This is a genomic window from Mycobacterium paraffinicum (assembly GCF_025822865.1).
In the GTDB taxonomy this organism is placed as follows: domain Bacteria; phylum Actinomycetota; class Actinomycetes; order Mycobacteriales; family Mycobacteriaceae; genus Mycobacterium; species Mycobacterium paraffinicum.
The window spans coordinates 315059-339293 of sequence record NZ_JACKUR010000021.1; the positions used below are offsets into that span (position 1 = coordinate 315059).

At 69.1% G+C, this 24235-nt stretch carries 14 protein-coding genes; 3 read left to right on the forward strand and 11 right to left on the reverse strand.

The window, feature by feature from the left end; all coding sequences use genetic code 11:
- Positions 1 to 62 precede the first annotated feature (62 nt).
- Entirely contained in the window at positions 63 to 5330 is a 5268-nt protein-coding gene (pks13, locus tag H7J89_RS10075) for a polyketide synthase Pks13 (protein WP_264043800.1), read from the forward strand.
- A complete protein-coding gene (locus tag H7J89_RS10080; protein ID WP_264043030.1) occupies positions 5330 to 6901 on the forward strand; it encodes an acyl-CoA carboxylase subunit beta in 1572 nt (523 codons plus the stop codon). Before pks13 ends, H7J89_RS10080 begins: the two co-directional genes overlap by 1 nt.
- Before the next feature lie 74 nt (positions 6902 to 6975).
- Here the strand turns inward: H7J89_RS10080 and H7J89_RS10085 are convergent, their stop codons facing one another.
- The 9 genes from H7J89_RS10085 to H7J89_RS10125 form a co-directional block, all read right to left on the reverse strand.
- Complete coding sequence (locus H7J89_RS10085) at positions 6976 to 8757, reverse strand: acyl-CoA dehydrogenase family protein (RefSeq protein ID WP_264043032.1); 1782 nt, start codon at positions 8755 to 8757, stop codon at positions 6976 to 6978.
- Between the two features lie 10 nt (positions 8758 to 8767).
- Positions 8768 to 9214, reverse strand: coding sequence for an FHA domain-containing protein (locus H7J89_RS10090; protein ID WP_372513752.1), 447 nt, complete (start codon positions 9212 to 9214; stop codon positions 8768 to 8770).
- Complete coding sequence (locus H7J89_RS10095) at positions 9211 to 9675, reverse strand: hypothetical protein (RefSeq protein WP_264043035.1); 465 nt, start codon at positions 9673 to 9675, stop codon at positions 9211 to 9213. The genes H7J89_RS10090 and H7J89_RS10095 overlap by 4 nt, the downstream gene beginning before the upstream one ends.
- A 108-nt stretch (positions 9676 to 9783) precedes the next feature.
- Positions 9784 to 10287, reverse strand: a complete 504-nt coding sequence (locus H7J89_RS10100; protein ID WP_264043037.1) for a hypothetical protein — start codon at positions 10285 to 10287, stop codon at positions 9784 to 9786.
- Between the two features lie 157 nt (positions 10288 to 10444).
- Positions 10445 to 13642, reverse strand: coding sequence for an arabinosyltransferase domain-containing protein (locus H7J89_RS10105; protein ID WP_264043040.1), 3198 nt, complete (start codon positions 13640 to 13642; stop codon positions 10445 to 10447).
- Positions 13639 to 16965, reverse strand: coding sequence for an arabinosyltransferase domain-containing protein (locus tag H7J89_RS10110; protein WP_264043042.1), 3327 nt, complete (start codon positions 16963 to 16965; stop codon positions 13639 to 13641). The genes H7J89_RS10105 and H7J89_RS10110 overlap by 4 nt, the downstream gene beginning before the upstream one ends.
- Positions 16966 to 17032: 67 nt before the next feature.
- Positions 17033 to 17656: a maleylpyruvate isomerase family mycothiol-dependent enzyme gene (locus tag H7J89_RS10115; RefSeq protein ID WP_264043044.1), complete on the reverse strand. Its 624-nt coding sequence runs from the start codon at positions 17654 to 17656 to the stop codon at positions 17033 to 17035.
- Positions 17653 to 18135, reverse strand: a complete 483-nt coding sequence (locus H7J89_RS10120) for an SRPBCC family protein (protein WP_264043047.1) — start codon at positions 18133 to 18135, stop codon at positions 17653 to 17655. The genes H7J89_RS10115 and H7J89_RS10120 overlap by 4 nt, the downstream gene beginning before the upstream one ends.
- Positions 18132 to 18458 carry an ArsR/SmtB family transcription factor gene (locus H7J89_RS10125; protein WP_264043049.1) on the reverse strand — a complete coding sequence of 109 codons (327 nt, stop codon included), beginning with the start codon at positions 18456 to 18458 and terminating at the stop codon, positions 18132 to 18134. The genes H7J89_RS10120 and H7J89_RS10125 overlap by 4 nt, the downstream gene beginning before the upstream one ends.
- Before the next feature lie 286 nt (positions 18459 to 18744).
- Here H7J89_RS10125 and H7J89_RS10130 point away from each other — a divergent pair, with 286 nt between their 5' ends.
- Positions 18745 to 19086 (forward strand): hypothetical protein, encoded by a 342-nt coding sequence (locus tag H7J89_RS10130; RefSeq protein WP_264043052.1) that lies wholly within the window; start codon positions 18745 to 18747, stop codon positions 19084 to 19086.
- A gap of 3 nt (positions 19087 to 19089) precedes the next feature.
- On the opposite strand, the gene H7J89_RS10135 is transcribed toward H7J89_RS10130, so the two are convergent.
- Positions 19090 to 22356: an arabinosyltransferase domain-containing protein gene (locus H7J89_RS10135; RefSeq protein ID WP_264043054.1), complete on the reverse strand. Its 3267-nt coding sequence runs from the start codon at positions 22354 to 22356 to the stop codon at positions 19090 to 19092.
- The gene (locus tag H7J89_RS10140; protein ID WP_264043056.1) at positions 22353 to 24233 is read right to left on the reverse strand and encodes a galactan 5-O-arabinofuranosyltransferase; all 1881 of its coding nucleotides are present in this window, start codon (positions 24231 to 24233) and stop codon (positions 22353 to 22355) included. The genes H7J89_RS10135 and H7J89_RS10140 overlap by 4 nt, the downstream gene beginning before the upstream one ends.
- Positions 24234 to 24235: the final 2 nt, after the last annotated feature.

Here is a 24235-nt window from a genome sequence, read left to right on the forward strand (position 1 = left end):
ACGATGCAGTGGGCGCACCTCCCGCTCGCGGGGGACGAAGCGATGCCGAAGAGCGGCGCGCAATGACGGTCCCCGAGTTGCGCGAGTGGCTGCGCAACTGGGTGGGCAGGGCCGTCGGGAAGTCACCGGACGACATCGACGAGTCGGTGCCGATGGTCGAGCTGGGCCTGTCGTCGCGCGACGCCGTGGCGATGGCCGCCGACATCGAGGACATGACCGGTGTCACCCTGTCGGTCGCGGTGGCGTTCCAGCACCCGACCATCGAGTCGCTCGCCACGCGGATCATCGAGGGCGAGCCCGAGATCGACACATCCGGCGACGACGTCTCGGACTGGACGCGCAACGGCCCGGCCGAACGTGTCGACATCGCGATCGTGGGCTTGTCGACCCGGTTGCCCGGCGACATGAACACCCCCGACGAGACGTGGCAAGCGCTGATGGAGGGCCGCGACGCCATCACCGACCTGCCGGAGGGCCGCTGGGAGGAGTTCCTGGAGGAGCCGCGGCTGGCCGAGCGGATGGCGAAGGCCCGCACCCGCGGCGGCTACCTGAAGGACATCAAGGGCTTCGACTCCGAGTTCTTCGCGGTGGCCAAGACGGAGGCCGACAACATCGACCCGCAGCAGCGGATGGCGCTGGAGCTGACCTGGGAGGCGCTCGAGCAGGCGCACATCCCGGCGTCGAGCCTGCGCGGACAGTCCGTCGGCGTGTACGTCGGCGTCTCCAACAACGACTACAGCTTCCTGGCGGTGTCCGACCCGACCGTCGCGCACCCCTACGCCATCACCGGCACCGCGACGTCGATCATCGCCAACCGGGTCTCCTACTTCTACGACTTCCGCGGTCCGTCGGTCGCCGTCGACACCGCCTGCTCGAGCTCGCTGGTGGCCATCCACCAGGCCGTGCAGGGCCTGCGCAACGGCGAGGCCGACGTCGCGGTCGCCGGTGGCGTCAACGCGCTGATCACGCCCGTGGTGACGCTCGGTTTCGACGAGATCGGCCAGGTCTTGTCCCCCGACGGCCGGATCAAATCGTTCTCCTCGGACGCCGACGGCTACACCCGCTCCGAGGGTGGCGGGATGCTGGTGCTCAAGCGGGTCGACGACGCCCGCCGCGACGGCGACCAGATCCTGGCCGTGATCGCCGGCAGCGCCGTCAACCACGACGGCCGCTCCAACGGCCTGATCGCGCCGAACCAGGATGCGCAGGCCGACGTGCTGCGCCGGGCCTACAAGGACGCCGGCATCGACCCGCGCACCGTCGACTACATCGAGGCGCACGGCACCGGGACCGTCCTGGGTGACCCGATCGAGGCCGAGGCCCTGGGCCGCGTCGTCGGCCGGGGACGTCCGGCCGACCGCCCGGCGCTGCTGGGTGCGGTGAAAACCAATGTGGGCCACCTGGAGTCGGCGGCCGGCGCGGCCAGCATGGCCAAGGTGGTGCTGGCCCTGCAGCACGACAAGCTGCCGCCGTCGATCAACTTCGCCGGGCCCAGCCCCTACATCGACTTCGACGCGATGCGCCTGAAGGTGATCGACCAGCCCACCGATTGGCCGCGGTACGGCGGCTACGCGCTGGCCGGGGTGTCCAGCTTCGGCTTCGGCGGGGCCAACGCGCACCTGGTGGTGCGCGAGACCTTGCCACGCGACGTGATCGAGCGCGAACCCGAGCCCGCGCCCGAACCGCAGGCCGCCTCCGAAACCGCTGAGGCCCCCACCATGGAGGGTCACGCGCTGCGGTTCGACGACTTCGGCAACATCATCCCGGACGCCGAGGTGGCCGAGGAGGACGAAGACTACGAGCTGCCCGGCGTCACCGACGAGGCGCTGCGGCTGAAAGAGATCGCGCTGGAAGAGCTCGCCGCGCAGGAGGCGGAGGAGCCGACCAAGCCCCTGATCCCGTTGGCGGTGTCGGCCTTCTTGACCTCGCGCAAGAAGGCGGCGGCCGCCGAGCTGGCGGACTGGATGGAAAGCCCGGAGGGTCAGGCGTCGTCGCTGGAATCGATCGGGCGGGCACTGTCGCGGCGCAACCACGGCCGTTCCCGGGCGGTGGTGCTGGCGCACGACCACGAGGAGGCCATCAAGGGCCTGCGCGCTGTGGCCGAGGGCAAGCAGCGGCCGGGCGTGTTCAGCGTCGACGGGCCGGTGACGAACGGCCCGGTGTGGGTCCTGGCCGGGTTCGGCGCGCAGCACCGCAAGATGGGCAAGAGCCTCTACCTGCGCAACGAGGTCTTCGCCGAGTGGATCGAGAAGGTCGACGCGCTGATCCAGGACGAGCTGGGCTATTCGGTGCTCGAGCTGATCCTCGACGACTCGCAGGATTACGGCATCGAGACCACTCAGGTCACCATCTTCGCGATCCAGATCGCGCTGGGCGAGCTGCTCAAGCACCACGGCGCCAAGCCCGCCGCGGTGGTCGGCCAGTCGCTGGGCGAGGCCGCCTCGGCGTACTTCGCCGGCGGCTTGTCGCTGCGCGACGCCACCCGGACCATCTGCTCCCGCTCGCACCTGATGGGTGAGGGCGAGGCGATGCTGTTCGGCGAATACATCCGGCTGATGGCGCTGGTGGAGTACTCCGCCGACGAGATCAAGACGGTGTTCTCCGACTTCCCCGATCTCGAGGTGTGCGTCTACGCCGCCCCCACCCAGACGGTCATCGGCGGCCCGCCCGAGCAGGTGGACGCGATCATCGCCCGGGCGGAATCGGAGGGCAAGTTCGCCCGCAAGTTCCAGACCAAGGGCGCCAGCCACACCCAGCAGATGGACCCGCTGCTCGGCGAGCTCGCCGCGGAGCTGCAAGGCATCAAGCCGACCAGCCCGACCGTCGGGATCTACTCGACCGTGCACGAGGGCACCTACATCAAGCCCGGCGGCGAGCCGATCCACGACGTCGACTACTGGAAGAAGGGGCTGCGCCACAGCGTCTACTTCACCCACGGCGTCCGCAACGCGGTCGACAGCGGGCACACCACCTTCCTGGAGCTGGCGCCCAATCCGGTCGCGCTCATGCAGGTCGGGCTGACCACGGCCGCGGCCGGGCTGCACGACGCCCAGCTGATCCCGACGCTGGCCCGCAAGCAGGACGAGGTCGAGTCGATGATCTCGACCATGGCGCAGCTCTACGTCTACGGCCATGACCTCAATATCTGGACGCTGTTCACCCGCGCCGCCGGGCCGGCGGACTACGCGAACATCCCGCCGACCCGGTTCAAGCGCAAGGAGCACTGGCTCGACGCGCATTTCTCCGGCGACAGCTCGATACTGATGCCGGGCAACCATGTAGCGCTGCCGGACGGCCGCCACGTCTGGGAATACAACCCCCGCGGCCAAGCGGACCTGCCCGCGCTGGTGAAGGCCGCCGCGGCCGCGGTGCTTCCGGACGCGCAGCTGGCGGCCGCCGAACAGCGTGCGGTCCCCGGTGAGGGCGCCCGACTGGTGACGACGCTGACCCGGCACCCCGGCGGAGCGTCGGTGCAGGTGCACGCCCGCATCGACGAGTCCTTCACGCTGGTCTACGACGCCCTGGTGACCCGGGCCGGAGAAGCCGGCGTCGCCTTGCCGGCCGCGGTCGGCGCCGCAGCGGCGATCACGGCCCCGTCCAACGGGGCGGCCGCCGCACCCGAGGCGCCCGTGGACGAGGCGGATGCCGAAACCCTGACGGACAGCCTGACCAACCGGTACTTCTCGGCCAGCATGGGCAAGTGGTCGCCGGACTCGGGCGAGACCGTCGCGGAGCGCCTGGGCCTGATCGTCGGCTCGGCCATGGGTTACGAGCCCGAGGACCTGCCGTGGGAGGTGCCGCTGATCGAGCTCGGCCTGGACTCGCTGATGGCGGTGCGGATCAAGAACCGCGTCGAGTACGACTTCGACCTGCCGCCCATCCAGTTGGCCGCGGTGCGCGACGCCAACCTCTACAACATCGAGGAGCTGATCAAGTACGCGGTCGAGCACCGCGACGAGGTCGAGCAGCTGCACGAGCACCAGATGACGCTTACGCCCGAGGAGATCGCCAAAGAGCAGGCCCAGCTGCTCAGCGGCGCGACGCCGAGCACCGTGGCCGCGCCCGCCCCGGACCCGCAAGCGGAGCCCGAGACGCAGCCGGCGCCGCCGGCGTCGGACGCGACAATCCCGCCGCCACCAACGGATCCGTCCGGCCCGAAGGGGGCGGCGACCAACGGCGCGAAGCGGGATCTCGCGGGGGCGCTCAGCCAGGAGGCGGTGTCAAAGGCACTGAATTCCGATGTGCCGCCGCGTGATGCGGCCGAGCGGGTCACCTTCGCCACCTGGGCGATCGTCACGGGCAAGTCGCCGGGCGGCATCTTCAACCCGCTGCCCAAGCTCGACGAGGACACCGCGGCAAAGATGGCGCAGCGGCTTTCCGAGCGCGCCGACGGCGCCGTCAGCGCCGAGGACGTCCTGACGTCGGACACCATCGAGGCGCTGGCCGAGAAGGTCCGCCAGTACCTGGAGGCCGGCCAGATCGACGGCTTCGTCCGCACCCTGCGGGCGCGTCCCGAGGGCAGCTCGAAACCCGCGGTGTTCGTGTTCCACCCCGCCGGCGGTTCAACGGTGGTCTACGAGCCGCTGCTGAACCGGTTGCCCGCGGACACGCCGATGTACGGGTTCGAGCGCGTGGAGGGCACTGTCCAGGAGCGGGCCGCCCAGTACGTGCCGAAGCTGTTGGAGATGAACGCGGGCAAGCCGTTCATCCTGGCCGGCTGGTCGCTCGGCGGCGCGCTGGCGTACGCGTGCGCGATCGGCTTGAAGCGCGCGGGTGAGGACGTGCGCTTCGTCGGGATGATCGACACCGTCCGCGCCGGCGAGGAGATCCCCCAGACGCAGGAGGAGACCCGCAAGCGCTGGGACCGGTACGCGAAGTTCGCCGAGCGCACCTTCAACGTCGAGATTCCGGCGATCCCCTACGAGCAGCTCGAAGAGCTCGACGACGAGGGCCAGGTCAAGTTCGTGCTGGACATCGTTCAGCAAAGCGGCGTGCAGATCCCGGGCGGCATCGTCGAGCACCAACGGACGTCCTACCTGGACAACCGCGCGCTCGAGACCGTACAGATCGAGCCTTACGACGGCCACGTGACCCTGTACATGGCCGATCGCTACCACGACGACGTGATCGAGTTCGAGCCGCGATATGCGGTCCGCCAGCCCGACGGCGGCTGGGGCGAGTACGTGGCCGACCTCGAGGTGGTGCCCATCGGCGGCGAGCACATCCAGGCCATCGACGAACCGATCATCGGCAAGGTCGGTGCTCACCTCTCCGACGTGCTGAATAAGGTGGAGGCCGAGACCAGTCAGACGAGTGAGGTGAGCAACTAGTGACCGGTGCGGAGCCTTCTCGCGCTCACACGACAGCCGAAAAGCTGACCGAGCTGCACGTTCGCCTGGAATTGGCCAAGGAGCCGGGCGGTGAGAAGGCGGTCGCCAAGCGCGACAAGAAGGGCATTCCCAGTGCCAGGGCCCGCATTCACGCGCTGGTCGATCCGGGCACCTTCCTCGAGGTCGGCGCGCTGGCCAAGACGCCGAACGACCCGAACGCGCTCTACGGTGACGGCTGCGTCACCGGGCACGCCATGATCGACGGCCGGCCGGTCGGGGTGTTCTCCCACGACCAAACGGTGTTTCAGGGCACGGTGGGCGAGATGTTCGGCCGCAAGGTCGCGCGGCTGATGGAGTGGTGCGCGATGGTCGGGTGTCCGATCATCGGCATCCAGGACTCGGGTGGCGCCCGGATTCAGGACGCGGTCACCTCGCTGGCGTGGTACGCCGAGCTGGGCCGCCGGCACGAGGCGCTGTCCGGTCTGGTGCCACAGATCTCCCTCATCTTCGGCAAATGCGCTGGGGGAGCGGTGTATTCACCGATCCAAGACGATCTGCTGGTCTCGGTGCGCGACCAGGGTTACTTCTTCGTCACCGGTCCCGACGTGATCAGGGAGGTCACCGGCGAGGAGGTCACCCTCGACGAGCTCGGCGGCTCCGACGCGCAGGCCCGCTACGGCAACATCCATCAGGTGGTGGATTCCGAGGCCGAAGCGTTCCAGTACGTGCGTGACTTCCTGTCCTTCCTGCCGTCCAATTGCTTCGACAATCCGCCGATCGTCAACCCCGGGCTGGAGCCGGAGGTCACGCCGACCGACCTGGAGCTCGACACGATCGTGCCGGACTCCGACAATGCGGCCTACGACATGCACGAAATCCTGCTGCGCATCTTCGACGACGGCGACTTCCTCGAGGTCGCCGCGCAGCACGGGCCGGCCATCATCACCGGGTACGCCCGGGTCGACGGGCGCCCGGTCGGCGTCATCGCCAACCAGCCCATGTACCTGGCCGGGTCGATCGACAACGAGGCCTCCGACAAGGCCGCGCGGTTCATCCGGTTCTGCGACGCGTTCAACACCCCGCTGGTGTTCGTGGTGGACACCCCGGGCTTCCTGCCGGGCGCCGAGGAAGAGAAGCGGGGCATCATCAAGCGCGGCGGCCGGTTCCTCTACTCGGTGGTCGAGGCGGACGTCCCGAAGGTGACGATCACCGTGCGCAAGTCCTACGGTGGCGCCTACGCCGTGATGGGATCCCGGCAGCTGACGTCCGACTTCAACTTCGCCTGGCCCACCGCGCGCATCGCGGTGATCGGCGCCGAGGGGGCCGCGCAGCTGCTGATGAAGCGGTTCCCCGACCCGACGACGCCCGAGGCGCAGCAGATCAAGAAGGACTTCATCGAGGGCTACAACCTCAACATGGCGATCCCGTGGACCGCCGCCGAACGCGGCTTCATCGACGCGGTCATCGACCCGCACCAGACCCGGCTGTTGCTGCGTAAGTCGCTGAAGCTGTTGCGGGACAAGCAGTTGTGGTTCCGCACGGCGCGCAAGCACGGGCTGATCCCGGTCTAGCCTCACCGCGAGCAGACGCAAAATTGCGCGATTGATCGGGCGATTGTGCGATTTTGCGTCTGCTCGCGCGGTAGTTAGCTCGCCAGCGCGCCGTCGACGAGTTCGTCGAACCGCTCCAACGCCTCGTCGCCGTCCGCGTCGATGCCGCGCAGCGCCCCGCGGTCGGCGAGATACCGCTGCGCGTAGAGCCGGGCGACCAGCGCCTTGCGCTCCCCGCCGCGGGTGGCACGCTCCCAGGCGGCCTGCTCGGTGAGCAGCGCCGCGGCGTACACGTCACCCATGAATTGAGCCAGCGGGAACAGCCGCGCCTCGGCAATGTCGCGGTCCAGTTTGGACCATGCCGTGATCGCCGCGTCCAGGTCCTCGATGCGCCCCGCGACCAGCCGGGTGGTGTCGTCGTCATCGGAAACCGACACCGCGTCGCGCAGCCGCGCCAACAACGGCTCATGGGCGCGGGTCTGCTCGATGCCGCGCCGCACATCCAGGCAGAGGATGTTGTCCGGCCCCTCCCAGATGGTGTTCACCTGCGCGTCGCGCAACAGTCGCGCCACCGGCCAGGTCTCGATATAGCCGTTGCCGCCGTGGATTTCGATCGCGTCGGACGCTGCGGTGATCCCGAGACGGCAGACCTTGAGCTTGGTGACCGGCACGGCGATGCGCTGCCGCATGCCGCGGGGCTGGCGATGGTTGGCGGCGCCGGTGCCGTCGAAGACCATGGCCTGGGCGGCTTCGACGTCGACGACCAACTCGGCGAGCTTGCGCCGCATCAGCGGCTTGTCGATGAGCGCGCCGCCGAACGCCTGCCGCCGCCGGGCGTAACACAGCGACTCGACCAGGGCGCGGCGCGCGTTGCCGAGCCCGAACAGGGCGATGCCGAGGCGCGCGGCGTTGGTCAGCTCCATCATGCGGCCCAGCCCCTTGCCGTCCGACGGTCCCGCTTGCCCTTTTACGCCGCTCGGCTTCTCGGACAACAGAAACGCCTCGGCGTCAACGAATTCCACCTCACCGGAGGCCACCGATCGGGTGCCGAGCTTGTCCTTCAGGCGGCGCACCCGCACCCCGTTGCGCGACCCGTCGCGGCGGGTACGCAGCACCAGGAAGTTGGCAATGCCCCGCGACGAGTCGGGCGCGCCCTCCGGCTTGGCCATCACGACGAACGCCTTGCCACCGCAGTTGGACGCAAACCACTTGAAGCCGTTGAGAATCCACGCGTCCCCAGCGCGGGTCGCCGTCGTCTCGAGCGCGCCCAGGTCCGAGCCGCCGGAGCGTTCGGTCAGCAGTTGCGCCGTCTCGCCCGCCCACTCGCCCGAGGCGAACTTGGCCAGCACGTGCTCACGCACGTCGGCCGGCGCGTAGGCGGCCACCAGCGACTGGACCATGCCGCCGCCGGTACCCAGCGCGCAGCCCATCCCGATATCGGCCTGGTTGAGCAGATAGTTGGACGCGAACAGGCCCAGGCCCGAGCTCACCTTGGCGGCGCGCGCGTCGTCGCGCAGGGCGTGCTGGGCATCCAGGACCGCGCGCTTGGACTGGGTGAACGAGGCCGGCATGACGACCTGGCTGACGTCGTGGCCCCAGCGGTCGTAGCGCTCCAGCCGGGGCGGGTTGTGGTCGGTCTCCTCCGCCCATCGCGCGACCGGGCCGCCCATCAGCTCGCCCATGCGCACCAGATGCGGCTCCACGACCGCCAGTTCGTCCGGCTGCAGGTAGTACGCCATGGTGAACTGCAGGGTGGGATCGGTGCGATACCAGTTGAGACCCACGGCCCCGCGGTAGTTTTCGGTTTGGTAGCGCTGCGACTTCTCCTCGGTGGAGAAGGGCAGCCTGTCCACCGCCTCTACGGCGTAGTCGCTCATGGGAGTGACGCTACGCGCCCGTGAGGAAAACCAGACGTACCCTGCCGATCTGGATCTCGTCGCCGTTGGCCAGCACCGCCGAGTCGACGGGCTCCCGGTTGAGATAGGTGCGGTTCATGCTGCCCACGTCGACGATGCGGAATTGGCCACCCTCGCTGCGCAATTCGGCGTGCCGACGGCTGACGGTGATGTCGTCGAGGTAGATGTCGCTTTCCGGATGCCGGCCCGCCGACATGACGGGTTGGGTCAAGGGGAACCGCGAGCCGGCGTTTGGCCCGCGCGTGACGACGAGCAGCGCGGAGCCCGGGCTCAGTGTCGGTGTGTCCTCGAGCGCCGCTGCAGCGGCCGTTGCCGGCGCGTCGAACTCGCCCGGCATCGCGGTGCCGATGTCGCCGGTGAGTTCCTCCGAGCCTTCGCGCTGCGTCGGCCGGTTCGGCGTAGACCCGGTGTCGCTCACGCGGCTCGCGGCAGATCCGGGCTGGCCGCGGCGCCTTGCGACGGCCGCGTCGGTGCCGGTGCCCAGCCGACGTAGGTCAGGTACACACCGACGAGGGCGAAGACGACGCACGCCGCTATCCACCAGGCTTGCGCGCCGATCATGTCGTTGGCCAGCGAGGCGAAGAACTTGGGGAAGGCCACCAGCAGCAGGCCCCGCAGCACGATCAGCCAGCCGAGCAGGGAAACGATGGCCGCCGCAACGCCGCGCCAGCTCTGGTGAGCCGCGACAATGGTCAGGCCGAGCAACAAGATGAAGGCGCCGGTGACGAAGGTCCACATCGAGTTCGCCTCGAACTGCGACAGCAGCGATTGCATGTCGGACGCGCGCGCCACCGCCGTCACATCGACGATGACGAGGAAGGGACCGAGCACGCGGGCGAAGAAGCGTGTCCTGGTCTGCGGCTGTTGTGGAGCGTTCATTGCCGTACCTCTCATGTGGCGCCGGTCATTCAGCGATCCCCTTTATCGGAGCACTTGACCGCGGCGTCGAGATAGGGACTTATGGCACTCCCTCGCAGGGACGGGGGCTTATACCGGTGCCACGAACTCCGACGTGTAAAACTCCGCCGGATTCTGCGAGTTCGAGTTGGCCCGCTCGATAATCACCCACACGCCCGTGGTGCCTGGCCGAATGGTGTCTTGCACGGTCGCCGTTCCGTTGCCCGCCGGGTCGATGTCCATGCCGGAGAACGCGGTGCCGGGATCAGCCGGCCCGCAGGGACTCGACGACGGCCGAGGCATCTGGATGAGTCCGACGTCGAAGTGGGTGCCCGGCTCGGGCTCGTCGTACAGGTGCACCTCGGCGACCGCTTTTGACCCGGAGGTATGGATCAGAGCCGAACCGGTGCCCAGCCCGGGGCGGGGCACCTTGGGGACGCCGACGCGGCTGAAATCGCAGCGGCGATAGTAGTTGTCGAGGGCTACCGTGGTGCCGCCCTCGGCGGCCGCCTTGGTGATTTCGAACGCCGCCGCCGGGGTGATCACCACGGTGATCACCGCCGCACATGTCCCGAGTCGTGTCAGCGCGTGCATGGGGGCCACCTATTTTGTCCGTGTGAAGCGGATCACAGCGGAATAAGTATTGACCCGAAATCGGCGAAATCAAACCTATTGCGGTCAATTACTTGACCGTTAATTTGCGCAGTTATTTGGCGGCTGACGAATTAAAGGTGAAGCCTTTATAAAGCAGCTAAGGCTTAATGCGGATCGGCCCGGGGGACCACCACCCGCTGCGGGTCGCTGTGCCGAGATCGAGCCGCGCGGGTTGGGCATCGGCGATGGTGTCGAATTTGCGCAGCGATCCCCAGTCGCGTCCCCAGTCGTGGGAGAGGTAGGTCGACATCACATGAGCACGCAGCAGCAGATCGGTGATCCCCAGCAGACCGCCGTTGACCCCGTCCTGCCAGGTGTCGGTGTCCTGCTTCTTGGCGTTGTAGTCCGGAGTGATCCGGAACTTGGGGATCTCGGTGACGCCGTTGACGTGCAGCATCGGCTGCTGGCAGGGGAAGGCCAGTCCGACCGCCCAGTCCATCAGCACCGGCTGCGTCGAGCCGACGTACTCCTGCAACGAGCGCAGCTCCGGCACGCGCGGCGGGGTCAGGGCGATCCAGTCGTCCGGCGTGAGGGACAGGTCCTCGGCGACAACCCGCACCGCGACGGCGTCGGCGGGCATCTGGGAGCGCGCGAAGCGCAGGTTCCGCCATACCTTGGGTTGCTCGCCGTACAGGTCGTAAGGCACCAGGCGCCCGGCCGGAAGCACCGCGCCGCCGGGACCGGGCTTGCCGAATTCCAATTCCACGGTCTGCCCGTTGGTGTGGTGGTGCAGGATGCTGTTGCCGGCGATCGTGCCGGCGGCGGTCACCACCACCAGCGGGTGTCCGGCGTCGGGCTTCGGCAGCTGGTACCACGCCGAGGTCAGCTTGCTCTGCTGTTGCGCGCCGCTGGTGTAGCTGCCCGCCAGCGGGACCTGATCGGGGTTGAGGCCGTAGGGCAGCGGCACCGTCGACCCGTTGATGCCCGGCGTGCTCAGCTTGGTCGGCGCATCCCAGTCGTAGTCGGTTCCGGGCTGCGGCACCGACGTCTCCTTGACCGACTCCGCGAGCGTGCGATCCGGTACCCCGTTGGGGGTGAACCCGGTCGGGTTGACACCACCCAGCGGGCCCAACGGACCGTAATTGTCGGGCAGGGCCGCCATGAAGCCGGCGTTGCTGTCCGGCTCGACGAGCACGTCGTCGGCCAGCCCGCAGCCGCCGCTGAATTCCCGCAGGTTGTCCCAGGCGTTGGAGTAGGTGGGGTACTGGCGCACGATGCCGGCCGTCATCGACGCGATGAACACCACCGCCATGAATCCCGCTGCGACGGGGATGGGCGCCGCCGTCACGAGCCGCGCCAGCCGTCCCTCGCCGCGGCTCCTGGCTGCGAAGTGCAGGTACATCGCCCACAGGGCGGCGATCGCGAATAATGCGAAAAAGACTGTGCTGATTGTGATTCCGCCGATTTTCGGCATGCTGCTGTTGAACGGCACGCCATAGCTGGAGACGTACCACCAGCCGTTGGTGGTGGCGAAGCACAGCGCCAAAATGAAAAGCACCGCCGCCAGGAACGCCATCCGGTTGCGCGACCAGCGCAGCACCTCATGCGACACCAGCACCGTCGTCAACGCGGCCATCGCGGCGCCCACCGCCGCGAACAGCCCGAAGTGGTGCACCCACTTGGTGGGCGTGAACATCAGGAAGAACATGGTGCCGAAGATGACGCCCATCAGCCGCCACGCCGGCCCGCGGGCCACACCGGGAACTCGCTTGCGCCGCAACATGATGAACACGGCCGTGAACAAGCAGAGCGCGGTGATCAGGAAGCCGAAGCGACGCGAGAGCGATCCGTCGACAGTGGGCAGAATCAGGTAGTAGTAGCGCAGGTTCTCGGTGTACCAGGCCTGGCTGGGCCCGATGTCGGTTCGAATCCTGGTGGCTTCCAACACCGTTGACAGCGTCTGGTCGGCGAACACCACGGTCAGGATGACGGTGCCGGCGGCCAGCATGGGTGCCACCAGCGGCCAGGTGCCGACCAGGCGATGGCGGCGGACCAGAATGCGCAGGATCGGGCGGCCACCGGCGATCAGCGCGGCCACCGCGATCAGTCCGGTGGGCTGGACGCCCAGCGTGAAGGCCGCGGTGATGACCGCCAGCGCCGCCGGCGTCAGCCGGCTGTAGCGCATGGAGCGCTCGATCAGCACGTAGGTGATCAGCGAGCCGACGGCGATGATCGGTTCGGGCCGCAGGCCGTTGTCGAACGGCATCCAGGCGGTCAGCAGGACCATGCCCGCCGCCCAGTTCGCCGCCTTGCTGCGGGCGACCGCGGGCCCCAACCGGGGCAGCACCTCGCGCGAGAGCAGCAGCCAGCACACGATCCCGGCGATCAGGTCCGGCAACCGCATCCACAGGCTGGCGTCGCTGACGTGGGTCATCAGCGCCAGCAGGTTGTAGTACCAGCCGAAGGGGTCCTCGGGGCTACCGAACCAACGGAAGTAGTTCGACATGTAGCCGGCGCGATCGGCGACCCGGGCCATGCCCAAGATGTAGCCGTCGTCGGAGGAGTTCGCCCCGATCACGTGCCACAGTACGAATCCGGAGATCACCGTGACGTCGGCCAGGGTGAACGTGCGCCAGTTCGCCGGGATCAGCCGGCGCATCCGGTGACCGTCCAACTGGTCGAGCCGCCACAGCGCGACCAGCGAGACGATGGTGGACACGATCGCCAGCACCATCGCGACCAGTTTCAAAGTCGTTGGGGTGGTGGAGAACCGGGTGTCGATGGTGGCCGAAAGCTTCAAATCCGGCGGGGCCGGGCCGGTCAGGTCGGTGAACACCCCCACGATCTGCGGCCGCAGGTTCGGATCGGGGAAACCGCCGCCGAGCGGTCTGCCCGCCGGATCTTTCAGTCCTACGAAGCTGGCGTAGGCGCCCGCCTTCGTAGAGGTGATCTCGATACGCTGACATTGCGGGGACGCCACCTGGTCACGAGGCGCGCTGGCGATCACCACGTTGCGGTCGGTGACGTCCACGCGCTTGCCGTTGACGACCACGAACAACGCGTTCAGCGCGGCGTCCTTGCCCTTCTTGGGCGCGGTGCTGAGCACGACCCCGCCCTCCGGTGGCAGGTCGCGAACCACCGAACACGGCACGGTCACGTGCACGTCGACCGGGGTGAGCGAAATCAGCGGCGCGGTAACGCTGTTCAGTTGGCCGTTTTGTGGCCAATTCAGGGTCGCGGTGGTCTGCACGACGGGCAACAACGGGGTGGCCACCGACAACACGAACCCGACCAGGCCGGCGATGGTCGCCACCCAGCGCGTCACCCGCACGTTCTTTACGGTCGTGACGGTCATGGGAGGGCCCGAATCGGTCCCTGCCGGCTCCAGCCGTGCACTGTCATCACACCCTGTTCGATAACGGCGTCCGGCGCCTGATCAGCCGGCACCAACCGGAAGTACTGCTCCACGGATCCCCAGTCCCGGTACCAGTCGCCCCGCAGATACGTCGCGACCGTCGAGGTGCGCAGCATCGTCTGCAGGAACAGGAACGGCCCGCCGGCCTCACCTGCCTGCCACCCGTTCGACGACGACGCCGTTTGTTTGTGGTCGGGCAGGATGCGGTACTGCGGAAGTTCGGCAACGCCGAGGTGTTCGGAGAACGGCCGCTGGCACGGGAAATTCGCGGCGGTCGCGATGTCCATCAGCACCGGCGTCCGCGATCCCATCACTTGCTGCAGGGTCCGCAGCACCGGAACTCGCGGCGGCGTGAACGCGAACCACTGATCCGAACTCAGGTTCGGGTCGTAGGCGACGATGCGCGCCACGTTCGCCTCGGGCGGCGCCCAGGTCAGCGGGAACCGCAGATTGCGCCACGCCGGCTCGGGCCCGATGTCGATGGGCTGCACCTCCGCGAGCGGCTGGGTGCTGCCGTCGGGGCGGGCGACGCCCCACTGCAACTTCAGCGACTGCCCGTAGGTGAAGGTGCCGTCCTCCTTGTACGACCAGATGGCACCCGACGCCGAAACCGCGACGATCGGGCGGTCCGGGGTGCGTGGAGGCAGCTGGTACCAGGCCGAGGTCGCGGTGGCGGCCAGCGAGTTCTCGCCGTAGCTGCCCATCACCGGGGTGCGGGCCGGGTCGAGGCCGAACGGCAGCGCCGCGTGCGAGCCGTTGACACCGGCGGGACCCTTCCCGCCGGCGGTGCCTGCGGAGTCACTCATGGCGGCGTTCGGCTTGTTCGGGGACGCATCGGAATTCACCACTCCCGGCTTGGTGACCACCGGGTAGGACCTCAGGTCATCGCCGACGCCGTCGGGTTTGAAGCCGACCGGGTTGGCGCCGCCGAGCGGGCCGTCCGGGCCGAAGGTCTGCCCGGGCGCCGGCTGCAGCATGCCGGCGTTGGGGTCGGGCTCGGTCAGCACGTCGTCGGCCATCGCGCAGCTGACGGGCGACAGCCCCGAACTGATGGCGGCCAGATTGGCCTTGCCGGTGGTGTAGAGCGGGTAGCGGAACACCGCGCCTTTGGTCAGCGAGGCGACTTCGCCGACCACCATGATGGTCGCGACCACCAGCAGCGGGGTCGACGCCAGCACCCGGTTGCGCCGGCTGTCCTTGACCTCGGTGTGCCCGGCGTAGTCCATGCGGAAGTGCTGCCAGGCGGCCAGCAGGCCGGTGAGGATGGACAGCGTCAAGAACATCGACGTCACGGGGTGGCTGGCGACGACCGGCTGGATGTCGTACCACGGCACCCCGTAGTTGCCGACGTAGAACCAGCCGTTGATGCCGGAGGTCGCGACCGCCAGGACGAACAGCAGGGCCGTGACGTACAGCGTCAGGTTGCGTCGGTTGTGCAGGCCGATCCGTGCCAGGGCGAACGCGGTGACGGCGCCCAGCGCCCCGGCCAGTCCGGCGAAGGCGCCGAACTGGACCGCCCACTTCGTCGGGGTGAACGTCAACAGCAACAGGCCGACGGCCGTGGTGCCGATCAACCGCCAGGCCGGGCCGCTCGCCACCCCGGGCACCCCGCCCCGGCGCAGCAGGATGACCAGCATCCCGAACAGGCACAGCAACAGCACCAGGACCGCGAATCGCCTCGCCATCGACCCGTCGGGGTTGGACTCCACCGTGAGGAAGTAGTAGCGAAGCCAGTCCTGGTACCAGGCGATCGTCGGCCCGACCTTGTATTTGATGCGTGCCGACTCGGCGACGGTCGCCAGCGTCTGACTGCGGAACACCACGACGGTGATCAGCGAGAGTGACGCCGCCAGCACCGCCAGCGGAGCGAGCAGCCCGTCGGCCGCCCGGCGCCGCCGGATCGTCTGGGCGACGGCCCGCGCTCCGGTCAGCAGTGCCGCGACGGCGATCAGGCCCTGCGGCGCCAGGGTCGCGGTGAGCATTGCGACGAAGATGGCGACGGCGGCCGGGGCCAGGTGCTGCAGCGCGATCGCGCGTTCGACCAGGATCCAGGTGATCAGCACGCCGAGGGCGATCAGTGGCTCGGGCCGCAGACCGTTGTTGAACGGCAGCCAGGCGGCCAGGAACACCGCGCCCGCGGTGAAGACGGCCACCCGGTTGGCCGCCAGGCCGCCCCGGCCGGGCCCCAGCCTGCGCAGGATCAAGTGGCTGATCACCAGCCAGCAGGCGATGCCGGCCAGCGTGGCCGGCAGGCGCATCCACACGCCGGCGGTGCTCACCGACGCCAGCCTGGACAGCAGGCCCAGGTACCAGTCGAACGGTGCGTCCGTCGTGCCGAAGTAGCGGTAGTAGTCGGCGATGTAGCCGGCCTTCGGGGCGACGCGGGCGATGGTCAGGTTGTAGCCGTCGTCGGACGAGGTGGCGCCGATGATGTGCCAGAGCAGCAGCGTCGCGATCACTCCGGCATCGGCGATCCAGGTGGCGATGCCGACGCGCCGCCACGAATTCCAGCGCGCGCGGGGACGGTACCGGGAAAGCCAGGCGATCGGGGACCGCCAATTGACCAGCGTGCCGCCGCCCCGACTGCGCCGGTCGAGCGCGGCCAGCGCGATGACGGCCGTCAGGACGGCCAGCGCGCCCGCGCCCATGGCGAGCTGTTTGAGGGCGGTCGGGGCCGTGATGAACCGGGTGTCGATGTCGACGCGGGCCGACAGCCCGGGCTGGGCGGGCACCTTCAGGTCCGTGAAGATCCCGCCGACCTGAGGCTTCTTCTCCGAGGGCAGTATCCCGGAGGCGCCGGGCATGCCGACGAACTCCGCGCCCGCAGCGCCCGCGTCGGCCCAGGCGTGCAGCACGCTGCAGGCCCCGCCGGCGACCGCCGGGCGCGGCGCCGCCGCGGCCACGGTGTCACGGAACGCGACAACCACCAGGTCCTTGTCCGCGCGCACGAACAGCCCGTTCTTGCCGGCGTCCATCCCGCCGGCGGGCAGGGTGGAGACCACCAGGCCGCCGCTGGCGGGCAGGGTCGCGATCGCCGCACACGGGATGGAGATGTCGAGCGCGCGCGGCGCCCCGGACACCAGGGGCGCGGTGATCTGGGTGACGTGCCCGTCCGCGGTGCCCTGTGGCCACAGCACCGTCGCGGTGGTCTGTTTCACCGGGAGCAACGGCACCAGGACGCACAACAGCAGACCCACGAGGCCCGCGACGACTGCCACCGAGCGAGGGATCCGCTGCGAACGCTGATCATCGTCGTGGGGCACGAGGCTCGATCGTAAGCGAAGCCGCTGTGTCCGCTGAGGACGCGGGGCCGCGCGGGCCCGCGCGGCCTCAGCGGGGCAGCCGGGCGGCCAGTGTGTCCAGGCCCGGGCCGGCGAGGTCGGCGAGCGCCGCGGGGCGGCCGGACATCGCCATCAGCAGGGCCTCACCGGGCCCGGTGACTTCCGGCCCGTGGCCGTGTTCCCAGTCGACGTCGGTTGCGCGCAGGCGCAGGCCCCTGATCCGGCGGCCGGCGCCGAGCCTGGGGTTGCCCGGCACCACGCCGAGGACCCGCTCGAGCCGATCGGCCGGCACACTGCGCGGCCGGCCCAGCGCGCGGCGGATGTCTTGGTGATGGATGGTGCCGTCGACGAGCGCGATCATTCCGCCGAAACCTGTTGTGAGCCCACGTGGTTGGAGATGAGCACGCAGAAAGTCGAGCAGCTGGCGGGCGCTCAGGTCGGCGAATTCGTCGACACCCACCTGGTTGGCCCGGACGACCCAGCCTTTGGCGAAGCGCTTCACCAGCCCCAGCGGCCCGAGCTCTTCGTAGCTGACCACATGCGCGACAACGTCTTTCACGGTCCACTCCGAGCACAGGCTGGGGGCGTCCCACTGCTGCGGCGTCAGGGTGGCCAGGAAATCCGCCAGGTCGGCCCGCTCGTCGCGGGCCATGCTCATCATTGTGGCCGTCATTGCGGGGCCCCGAGCAGCAGGCGGGCATAGCGGTCCAGATACAGCGGCCAGCCCGCGTCACCGTCGACGCCCTCGGCGACGGATTCCCATCCGGGTCCGTGGCGGTCCAGGTGGCGATGCTCGAGATCGACGCGGGTGCGCTCGCCGGACTCGGCGGTGAAGCGCACCTCGACTTCGCTGGTTTTCGACTGGTCGGGTTCCAGTTGCCAGGTGGGGCCGATATCCCAGCTGAACACCAGGCGGTGAGGCGGCTCGTAGACCAAGATCCGCGCCCAGCGACACACGCTGCCGTCGACGCCGCGGTCGTAGATGTGGCCGCCGACCCGGCGCTCGAAGACCGTCTCGGCGATCGGGACGGCCAGCAGGTTGTGCTCCCGGGGTTTGAAGTCGCCGAACTGTTCGGTGAAGACGGCGAATGCGCGCTCGATCGGCGCGTTGACGACGACGTCGTGCGTAACGTTCGGGATCCGTTGCGTCACAGGTCGTCTCCTTTACTCTCGTCGATCTTTCGGGCATAGCCGGCCAGTGCCTGCGCCCAGAACCGGTCGAGGTCGGCGCGCAATGCCTCGAGGCCCGTCGGGTCGAGTTGGTAGACGCGACGGGTTCCTGCCGCGCGGTCACGCACCAGTCCCGCGCATTTGAGCACCTTGAGGTGTTGCGAAACGGCCGGCCTGCTGACGGGCAGATGCCGCGCCAGTTCGCCGACGGCGGCCGGGCCGTGTGCAAGCCGCTCCAAGATGGCCCGCCGCGTCCGGTCCGCCAGGGCGTCCCACGCATCTCCGTCGGCTTGGTAAGTCACCACGAACCGTAAGTGTACACTTACCAATGGTGAGCGGCAACGCCTCCCCGATACGCCGGCTCGAGTAGCCCATTACCCACCCGACCGGGTCGCTACAGGCGGATACTGATCGACGGCGTCACCGTCCGAGAAAGGGCGAAAGGCGATGTCACGCGATTACACAGCTGAGAAGGCGGCCGACGGCGCATGCCTCGACCCGAGACGGGCCGGCACCCGGAAGACCGTGGCCACCGGCCGGTCGCCCGCGACCTTGGGATCGGTAGCGCCCCCGACCGCCTGCACTGGCGGTATGAAAAACACAAAGCGGGTGCTCGCTGGTGCATTGCTTTCGGGCGGCTTCGCCGTGGTCGGTTCGGGCCTGGTCGTGGGAACCGGCCACGCTCAGCCCGCCCCGATGGTGTGCCAGGACCCAAGCCACGGGCCGAGCCCCACGAATAGCTGCACCTATCAATGGTGCCCGGGCTCACCGGAGCTCAAGAATATGCCGAACTGGGACAGAAACGTCTGCCACCCTTGGTATTTCGATCAGAACAGCCCGGTGACCAATTCGATCATCATCGAAGGGTTTCCACCGCCGCGGCCGCCGTCGCCTCCGTGCATCCCGTTCATCAACTGCCTGCCCGGGTTGTGACGGCTAGGTCTTGCGCAGGGGCGCTGGATTCCACAGGCCGCTGCGCGTTGCCGTGCCGAGCTGCAGGCGGGCGGGCTGCGCATCGGCGTAATACGGCGTCAGCCGTTGCAGCGAGCCCCAGTCTCGCGACCAGTCGTCCTTGAGATAGGTGGCCATGGTGGTCGCCTTTACCAGCAGCTCGGTGACGCCCAAGGGTCCGCCGCCGTTGTTGTCCATCACCGGCGAGTTGGCCTCGGCGCCAAAACGATCCGGCAGGATGCGCCATTTCGGCGTCTCGTCGACGCCGTTCTGGTGGCCGAACGGCCGCTGGCAGGGGAACGCCAGCCCGACCAGCCAGTCCAGGAACACCGGGTCTCGCGACCCCACCACGTCCTGCAGCGTGCGCAGCTGCGGAATCCGCGGCGGTGTGAGCGCGATCCAGTGCTGCGGCGCCAGGTCTTCGTCGTCGGCGACCAACCGGATCTGGGTGGCGCCGCTGGGGATGGCCGACAACGGCAACCGCAAGTTGCGCCAGGCCGGGGAGGCCCCCACATCGGCGAGCTGGAACGACCCCCCGGGGTGTCCGTGCGCCGCTTCTTCATCGGTGGCCCACTGGACCTGGACCTCGCGGGGATCGAAACGGCCGGCCGCGCTGACCACCAACAGCGGCCGCGCCTGGTCGCGGCTGGGCAGTCGGTACCAGCCCGACCGCAGGTGGGCGGGCACCTGGATGCCGGGCCGCCAGCTGCCCAGGACGGGGGTGCGCGACGGATCGAGGCTGTAGGGCAGCTGGGCAACCGAACCGTTGATTCCGGGCGCCGGAGTGGTGCCGCCCTCGGTGCCGGCCTCGGCGCCGGTGACCAGCTTGTCGTCGTTGATGAAGCTGCGGTCACCCGGACGCTCCATCACGGGGTCGGCGCGGACGTCCGCGGGAATCCCGTTGGGCGTGAAGGCTTCCGAGAGGCCCGCGCCCAGGGCGTCACCCACCGTGGCGCTCACCGGCGACAGGGCGCCGGCGTTGGGATCCTGTTCCACCAGCACGTCCTCGGCCAGTCCGCAGGATTTGCCGGTGAGCGCCTCGAGGTTGGAGCGGCCGACCGTCCACGCGGGGTACTGGGCGGTCATCGCCAGGGTCAGCGACGCCACCTCGAACACCACCAGCAGCCACGTCGCAATTGCCAACGGGGACTGAACGATTCCGGCCATGCGGGCCCCGTACCGGGTCCTGGGCGGCCCGTCGTTCAGCGAAACGAAGTGGAACCAGGCCGCCAGCAGCAGCACCACGACGGTCAGCCCGAGCAGCGCGGTGGCGAAGGCATAGTGCCACGCCGGGAACGAATTCGACCATGGCACACCGAAATTGGACACATACCACCAGCCGTTGACGCTGGCGAAGGACAAGGCCACCAGGAACAGCACGACGGCGGCGAACATGGTGCGGTTGCGCCGGGATCGCATCGCCACGGAGGTCACGGCGATCGCGGCCAGCGCGCCCAGCGGCCCGGCCAGCCCGGCGAACACCCCGAAGTGGTGGGTCCACTTGGTGGGAGTGAACATCATCGCGATGAACGAGATGATGGTGATCCCGACGATGCGGCGGCTCGGCCCGGCGGCCGTGCCCGGAATCCGGCCCTTGCGCAACGACATTGCGACCGTGATCCCGAGCGCCAAAACCAGCGCCAGCACGGCGAAGCGGCGGGCGACCGACCCGTCGGGACTGGCCATGAACAGCCGCTCGTAGCGGATGTGTTCGTCGAACCAGCTCAGGCTGGGGCCGACGGCACGCTTGAGCATGCTCGCCTGAACCTCACCGGCCAGGGTCTGGTCGCGGAAGATGAGGATGGCGGTGACGGTGACCGCGGCGAACAGGGGCGCCACCAGCGGCAGCGCGCCGAACCGCTTGGACCGGCGATGCAGGATGGTCCGCAGCGGCCCGATCGCGACGAGCAGCGCACCGATCGAGGCGATACCCGTCGGCCCGGAAAACAGCGTCAGCGCACCGATGATGCAGGCGACCGCCACCGGCAGCAGCCGGCTGGTGGCCACCGCGCGTTCCACCGAGCACCAGGTCAGCAGGATGCCCAACGCGATGATCGGCTCGGGCCGCAGGCCGTTGTTGAGCGGCAGCCACACGGCCAGGAACATGCCGGCCGCCGTCCACGCCGCACCGCGGTTCAGCTTCACGGCGTGCCCCAGGCGCGGCATGACTTCACGGCTGATCACCCACCAGCACGTCAGCGCCATGGCCAAGGTGGGCAACCGCATCCAGATGCTGGCGGTGCTGACGTGGGCCCACAACGCCAGCAGGTCGTAGTACCAGCCGAACGGGGCCTCCGGCGTGCCGAACCAGCGGTAGTAATTGGCCATGTAGCCGGCGTGCTCGGAAACCCGGGCCATGGTCAGGATGTAGCCGTCGTCGGACGTGTTGGCCCCGACGAACTGCCACCACACCAGCACGGCGATCACCAGGGCGTCCAGGCCGCCGACCGACCACCACCGGGACGGCAGGAAGCGGCGATGCCGGGTGCCGTCCGCGGTGTCGAGCAGGTGCAGCGCGACCAGGGCGGCGGCGGTCAGGACGACCCCGAGGATCATCGCCGCCATCTTCAGTTGGGTGGGGCTGCTGCTGTAGCGGGTGTCGACGGTTGCCGAGAAGCTCAGGCCCGGCGGCGCCGGCCCCGCCAGATCGGTGAACACGCCGACGATTTGGGGCCGGAAGTCATAGCCGCTCTTCTCGCCGCGCAGCGGCGAGCCGGGATGCTCGGCGTTGGGTCCCTGGGTGAGCCCGACGAACTCGGCGGTGACGCGGTCGGCGTGCGCGGTGAAGGTCAACCGCTGACAGGCGGGGCTGAGCACCTGGTTCAGCGGGGCGGTCACCACCGCGACGTTGCGCACCACCACCACCAGGTAATCGTTGGCGCGCTGGATGAGCAGCCCGCGGTCGACGGCCTTGGGGGCCTGCTTGGGCACCGTCGACAACAGCACCGTCTTCGGCGTATTCGCCGGGCCGGCCAGCCCGGCGGCGGCCTGGCACGGCACGGTGATGTTGAGGTCGGTGGCGACGTAGCCGATGAGCGGCGCGTCCACGCTCTCGAAGTTGCCGTTCTGCGGCCAGTTGAGTTGTGCGGTGGTCTGGTTGACCGGCAGCAGCGGGGTGGCGATGGCCAGCAGGGCCCCGAGCAGCCCGGCGACGGTGGCAACCAACCGAGTGATCCGGTGGTTCGCTCCCGTGTCGGTCACGGTGGTAGATGCTAGTTCTTCGACGCTGGGCGGCGAGGTGTCGGTGCTCATGAGCGGCTTGTCGGGGGCTTGCGGATGGCCACCACGAACGGGCCGACGCTGTGCACGACGAACTGCGGGCTGTCGAAGAGGGCGGCCCGCAGGTCGACGGTGTAGCGACGGACGTTGGGCTGGTTGGGATACACGTCCTCGGCGAGCCGCAGCGTGTAGTTGCCGTTCGCGCCGCGGCGCATGAGAAACACCGTGGGCGGCGGCCAGGGGCAGGTGTCGAGCGCGTGGATGAGGTCGTCGGCCGACTTGAGCTTGGACCACTTGTTGATCTGGGCGGCCCGCAGGTCGAACTGCGCGAGCGGGTTGGCGTAGTGCGACGTCAACCCCTGGAATCCCCAATAGGGATAGAAGGACAGGAAGCTGTAGTCGGCGGTCATCACGACGGTCTGGTCGCGGGGCCTGCCGGTCACGGTCGCGATGGCGTGGTCGATGTCGGGGTAGAACTTCTCCGAACTCGGCGGCCGGCGGTCGCCGCGCTGGCCGTTGCCGTCGGTGTCGGTGTAGGCGATGGTGAGATCCGGCCGCAGCACGTCGGGGATGTCCTGGCTGAACGCGATCGCGGCGGCCAGGCCCACGGCGCCGGCGACGGGCAGGACGGCCCGCCCGCGCGCGGACAGCGCCCCGACGGCCTCCACGAAGCCGAACGCCCCGGCGGCCACCAACAGCACGGTCAACGTCGGCTGCAGCCGGAAGGACAGCAGCGTGGTGCGCGCCAGCGTGGTCAGCATCGACAGCAGCGACCACAAATAGACCGCCAGCACCCCGATGGCCAGGGCCCCCGCCCGCACCGAGGAACCGGCCCGCACCACCAACCACAGGGCGCCCAGCAGGCAGACCGCGCCGAGCAGGGAGAACTGCAGCATGGGGAAGGTCAGCACGGCGCCGTCGGCCGGTAGGTAGTGAAAGGCGCTGCCGGAGTTGCTGACCGGGCTGCGGACCGCCCGCAACAGGAACGGCAGCCAGGTGGTGCTCGCGATGGCCGCGGCGATGACCGCGATGAGGGCCAGCCGGCGCAGCGGGTCGAGCGCGGCCCCGAAGCCGCCGCACCGCCAGCGCGCTCCGGCCAGCAGTAGCGCCATGAGCAACACCGTGAACGCGCTGAAGGCCAGCAGCAGCGAGTACCAGGTGGCCGTCCAGCCCAGGAATAGGCCCGCAGCAATCACGGCGGCCCAGCCGCCGTTGCGGTCACCGCCGCGCAGACCCGACCAGGTCAGCACCAGCACCGGCGGCAGCAGCACGGTGATCATGGCCGCGTAGGGCTCGGGCGAGCCGTAGGCGAGCGTCGCCGCCGCCGTCGCGGTGGTGACGATCAACGCGTACTCGAAGCGGACCATCCGCCACCACAGCACCAGGGCGACGGCCACCCCGATCGTGATCGAGGTGACGGCCCACGGCTTGTAGATCTCCCAGGCCGGTGTTCCGCTCAAGGCCGCGGCGCGCCCGCCGATCCAGAACCAGCCCGGGGGATAGAACGGCGGCAGCCCGATGTAGGTCATATCGCGCAGGGCGGGGCTGTCGGCGAGCCGGGTCAGGTATTCGGTGCGGAACTGCTGGTCGACGGAGATGCCGAACAGGTACAGCTTGGTCGCGCCCAGCGGCATGCCCAGCGTCACCACGGTGAACGCGGACACGAACACCAGCCCGCCCAGCTGCGCGAGCCACCGAAACCTGCCGGAGCGCCCCCATGCCCAGCCCACGGCGACCAGGCCGGCCAGGCAGCCGACCTGCCCCACGGTGGTCAGCGCGTGCAACTGGTTGGACGACGGGAAGGCCGGCCACTGCACGCGGGAGATGGCGGCCAGCGAGACCACCGCGACCGCGACGGCCACCGCCACCGCGACCGCCATCTGGCCCAGGCCGGCCAGCGCGTTGCGCATGA